6 protein-coding genes and 1 pseudogene are annotated in these 4,397 nt (G+C 66.5%); 1 reads left to right on the top strand and 6 read right to left on the bottom strand.

All coding sequences use genetic code 11. The features are described from left to right. Nucleotides 1–298 (top strand): pseudouridine synthase (locus KBT70_RS07575; protein ID WP_296630711.1); only part of this gene is annotated, 298 nt, incomplete at its 5' end. On the opposite strand, the gene KBT70_RS07570 is transcribed toward KBT70_RS07575, so the two are convergent. The 6 genes and pseudogenes from KBT70_RS07570 to KBT70_RS07545 form a co-directional block, all read right to left on the bottom strand. Continuing rightward, nucleotides 270–1,343: a 3-carboxy-cis,cis-muconate cycloisomerase gene (locus KBT70_RS07570; protein WP_296630708.1), complete on the bottom strand. Its 1,074-nt coding sequence runs from the start codon at nt 1,341–1,343 to the stop codon at nt 270–272. The genes KBT70_RS07575 and KBT70_RS07570 overlap by 29 nt on opposite strands. Beyond that, nucleotides 1,340–2,128 carry a 3-oxoadipate enol-lactonase gene (gene pcaD / locus KBT70_RS07565; RefSeq protein ID WP_296630704.1) on the bottom strand — a complete coding sequence of 263 codons (789 nt, stop codon included), beginning with the start codon at nt 2,126–2,128 and terminating at the stop codon, nt 1,340–1,342. Before pcaD ends, KBT70_RS07570 begins: the two co-directional genes overlap by 4 nt. After that, complete coding sequence (locus KBT70_RS07560) at nt 2,125–2,958, bottom strand: 3-keto-5-aminohexanoate cleavage protein (protein WP_296630700.1); 834 nt, start codon at nt 2,956–2,958, stop codon at nt 2,125–2,127. The genes pcaD and KBT70_RS07560 overlap by 4 nt, the downstream gene beginning before the upstream one ends. Nucleotides 2,959–2,965: 7 nt before the next feature. Continuing rightward, a complete protein-coding gene (pcaG, locus tag KBT70_RS07555) occupies nt 2,966–3,565 on the bottom strand; it encodes a protocatechuate 3,4-dioxygenase subunit alpha (protein WP_296630697.1) in 600 nt (199 codons plus the stop codon). A gap of 2 nt (nt 3,566–3,567) precedes the next feature. After that, complete coding sequence (pcaH, locus tag KBT70_RS07550) at nt 3,568–4,290, bottom strand: protocatechuate 3,4-dioxygenase subunit beta (protein WP_296630692.1); 723 nt, start codon at nt 4,288–4,290, stop codon at nt 3,568–3,570. Next, nucleotides 4,287–4,397, bottom strand: a pseudogene (locus KBT70_RS07545) (4-carboxymuconolactone decarboxylase); the annotation flags it as partial. The pseudogene KBT70_RS07545 and the gene pcaH, both read right to left, overlap by 4 nt.

Here is a 4,397-nt window from a genome sequence, read left to right as displayed (position 1 = left end):
GCCCAATCGTCCGTTGCAGAAGGTCTGTCACGAGACCGGACGCGCGGCCCTGACCGAATGGCGGGTGCTGCGCGCGGGCGACGAGGAGAGCCGGGTGCGCCTCAGCCCCAAGACCGGGCGGAGCCATCAGTTGCGGGTGCATTTGCTGGCGCTGGGCCATGTGATTTTGGGCGATCCGCTCTATGCGCAGGGGGCGGCGCGGGATTTCCCGCGCCTGATGCTGCATTCCGAGGAATTGCGGCTGCGCCATCCCGATGGCGGGGCGGGCGTCAAGTTTCGGGCGGCGGTGCAGTTCTGAGGCCGATGTGGGTCACGGCGTGACAGAGCTCTGATGCGGCGGTGAGGGCGCGGCCTGTGGCCTGCGCCATGTGCGGCAGAACCATCCATTCCAGCGCCCAAGCCGTGCCCGAGCGTTCCTGTTCGTGGATCACAGCGTGATGCAGGGCAGAGACCTGCACCGCGTTGAAGCGGCCAAGTGTCACTAAAAGCTCTGCTAAAATGGGGTTCTGCTTGTGCGGCATGGCCGAGGAGGTGCCGGTGCCGGTGAGGTGGATTTCGTCGAAGCCTTGCTGCGCCATCAGGGCCACGTCCTGTCCTAACTTGGCGAGCGTGCCGGAGATGAGCGAGAGGGTGCTTGCGTACTCGGCAAGACCCTCTCGCGTGGCGTGCCAGCAGGCGGGCGGATTGCCGAGGCCCAAGGCATTGGCCAGATGCGCCGCGATGCGGGGGGCATCGGTGCCCATGGCGGCGCGGTCGCCCACAGCGCCGCCGAACTGCAGGAGCGCGACACCGTCGGTCGCGCGGGCCAAGCGGGTGCGATGGGCCGCGAGCGGCGTGATCCAAGGGCGCAGGCGGTCGCGCACGCGAATGGGCATGGCGGCCTGCATCCGGGTGCGGCCCATGAGCGGGTTGGCCCCAAAGCGGTGGTCGAGGGTTTCCAATGCCGATTGCAGAGCGGTGAGGCGCTGATCGAGGAGTGTGGTGGTCGCCTGAAGAGTGAGGGCAAGCGCCGTGTCGAGCACGTCTTGCGATGTGGCACCCTGATGCACGGCGGTGGGGTCGGGGGCGGTTGCCTTGAGCAGGCTGACAAGGGCCGGGATGGGCAGACCGTCGCGGGCGGTGCCGGTGGCCAGCGCCGTGAGGTCGGGGGTGATGCCGAGGATATGGCGGGCGGTTTCTTCGGCGGTGCCTGCGTCGATGCGCCCGACATGACCCAAGGCGCGGGACCATGCAGCCTCGAACCGCAGCATATGGTTGAGTTGGGTCTGGGGCGACCAGAGCGCGGCAATTTCGGGATCACCGAAAAGCGCGCCGAGCCAAGGGTGATCGAAAACGCCGGTCATGGGAGCGTCCCGTAGAGGTCGCGCAGGAGCGGGGTGAGGCGATCGGGGGTCTCGATGCAGGGCAGGTGGCCGACACCGTCGAGGCAGGTGTAGCGCGCGCCGGGGATCATCTTGGCCAGCGCCTCGACCAGCGGTGGCGGGGTGGCACCGTCCTGTGCGCCGGATACGCAGAGGGCGGGGAGGCGCAGGCGCGCGGTGCTGGCGGTGAGGTCGGCGTCGCGGATTGCGGCGCAGGTGGCGGCGTAGCCATCGACGGGCGTGCGGATCAGCATTTGACGCCAGCCCGAGAGCGCCACGGGATGGGCGGCGCGCCAATCTGGGGCGAACCAACGCTCAAGAATGGCGTCGGCCATGGCCGCGATGCCGCTGGTCTGGACGGTGTTGATGCGCATGTTCCATGCCTCTGCCGTGCCAATCTGTGCCCCGGTGTTGCACAGCATCAGCCCTGCCACAAGATCGGGGCGCTGATGCGCCAGCGATTGCGCGATCATGCCGCCCACCGAGACACCGCAGATCAGGGCGTCTGAGAGGTGCAGATGATCCATCAGCGCAGCAAGGTCAGTGGCAAGGGTGGCGATGGTGATGGGCCCCTGTTCGCTGAGGCCATGGCCGCGCTTGTCCATGGCGAGGGTGGGGATTTCGGGCGGCAGTTGGTGGCGCACCGCGTCCCAGATGCGCAGGTCGGTGCCGAGGGAATTGGCGAAGACAATGGCGCGGCGGGCGGGGTCGCCCCTGTGGTGGTCGTAATGCAGCGTGACGTCCTGGGGCCGGGCAAAGCGGGTCATGCCGGGGGCCTCAGCCCGAGGATGGCGCGCGCCTCTTGCCATGTGGCGACGGGACGCTCGTATTTCTCGCACAGGTCCGCCGCGCGCCGCACGAGGGCGGCGTTGGAGGGGGCGAGGCGGTCGCGGTCAAGGCGCACGTTATCTTCGAGCCCGGTGCGGGTATGGCCGCCCTTGGCGATGCACCATTCGTTGAGGGTAAGCTGCGCGGGGCCGATGCCCGCGCCGCACCACTGGGCATCGGGGGCGAGGCGGTGGAGGGTTTCGATGTAGAAATCGAGCACGCGTTCATCGGCGGGCATGGAATTTTTCACGCCCATGACGAATTGCACGTAGAGGGGCGATTTCAGGCGTCCGTCCTTGGCCATGGTGCAGGCCTGGATGATGTGGCCGAGATCGAAGGCCTCGATTTCCGGCTTGACGTCATAGGCGATCATTTCGGATGCGAGCCAGTCCACGAGATCGGGGCTGTTTTCATAGACGCGGGTGGGGAAGTTGTTGGAGCCAACCGAGAGCGAGGCCATATCGGGGCGGAGCGGCAGCATGCCGCCGCGCTCATGCCCGGCCCCGGAGCGGCCGCCGGTGGAAAGCTGGATGATCATGCCGGGGCAATGCTGCTCCAACCCTTCCTTGAGCCGGGCGAACCGCTCGGGGTCGGAGGTGGGTTTGCCTGCGTCGTCGCGCACATGGCAATGGGCGATGGTGGCGCCGGCCTCGAACGCCGCGTGGGTGCTCTCGATCTGCTCGGCAATCGTGATCGGCACGGCGGGGTTGTTGGCCTTGGTGGGGAGCGAGCCGGTGATGGCGACGCAAAGGATGCAGGGGTTGGACATGGCGGCCTCAGACATCGAAGAACACGGTTTCGGCCTCGCCCTGAAGGCGGATGTCGAAATGGTAGGTGGAGCCATCGGCGCGGGCGATGAGGGTGGCGCGGCGCTGGGCTTGTTCGATCAGGTTGAGGACCGGGTCGGCGGCGTTGGCTTGCGCTTCATCGCCGAAATACATCCGGGTGTTGAGGCCCACGTTTAGCCCGCGCGCGACCAGCCAGAGGTTGAGGTGCGGCGCCATGGGCCGGGCGTTGCGGCCCATGACGGGGCCGGGTTTGACGGTGGCAAAGCGAAATTGCCCGGTGTCGAAATCGGGGACCACGCGGCCCCAACCGCGAAAGCCCTCTTCGACCTCGCCAGCGCCGGGATAGACGCCTGCGGCATTGGCCTGCCAGACCTCGATCAGCACGTCCTTGACCGGGGCCCCGGTGCCGTCGGTGACGGTTCCGGTGACGGTGATGGGCGTGCCTGTGGCGTTGGGACCGGCGATGTCGCGGCCAAGTTCCTGCGCGTAGATGTCAAAGCCTGCGTCGCCGGGGGCGAGGCCGATGTGGACGTAAGGACCGGCGGTTTGCGAGGGAGATTCCTTGAGGTAGTCAAGCGGTTGGGCCATGGTCAATTCCCCTCGGGTCGGTTTTCGAAATAGGTGGAACGGGTGCCGCGCAGCACGATGTCGAATTTGTAGGCGATGGCATCGAGCGGGACGGAGGCATTCATGTCGAGCGCCGCGACAAGTTGGTCGATGGCGCGGGGGTCGGGGATGGTCTGGACGATGGGGCATTTGGCGATGAGCGGATCGCCCTCGAAATACATCTGGGTGATGAGGCGCTGGGCGAAGGCTGTGCCGAAAACAGAGACATGGATATGCGCGGGCCGCCAGTTGTTGACCCAGTTGCGCCAGGGGTAGGCACCGGGTTTGATGGTGCGGAAGGTGTAATAGCCGTTCTCGTCGGTCAGGGTGCGACCGCAGCCGCCGAAATTGGGATCAATCGGCGCGAGGTAGCTGTCCTTTTTATGGCGATACCGCCCGCCTGCGTTGGCCTGCCAGATTTCCACGAGCGTATGGGGCACAGGCCGGGCGTTTTCATCGAGCACGCGGCCATGCACGATAATACGCTCGCCGATGGGATCGCCGCCATGGGCGTAGTTGCGGATGAGGTCATTGTCGAGTGGGGCGATGTCGTTGTGCCCGAACGTTGGCCCGGTCAGTTCGCTGGCCGAGGTCTGAAGGGACAGGAGCGCGAAACGGGGCGACCGGGCGACGGAGGTTTTATAATCCGGCGTGAGGGCGGGCGGGTGCCATGTGCGGTCGCGCTGAAAGAGGTCGGTGGCGGTCATGGTCTGTCCTTTTCCATCTCTGCATAGGTGTCCTTGGCCAGTTTGATCGCGTGATTGGCGGCGGGCACCCCGGCGTAGATTGCGACATGCTGGAACACCTCGATCAC

It is taken from the genome of Roseovarius sp., from assembly GCF_018066915.1.
In the GTDB taxonomy this organism is placed as follows: domain Bacteria; phylum Pseudomonadota; class Alphaproteobacteria; order Rhodobacterales; family Rhodobacteraceae; genus Roseovarius.
Note: the sequence above shows the minus strand (reverse complement) of the source record. Positions and strands in the feature narration are given on the sequence as shown.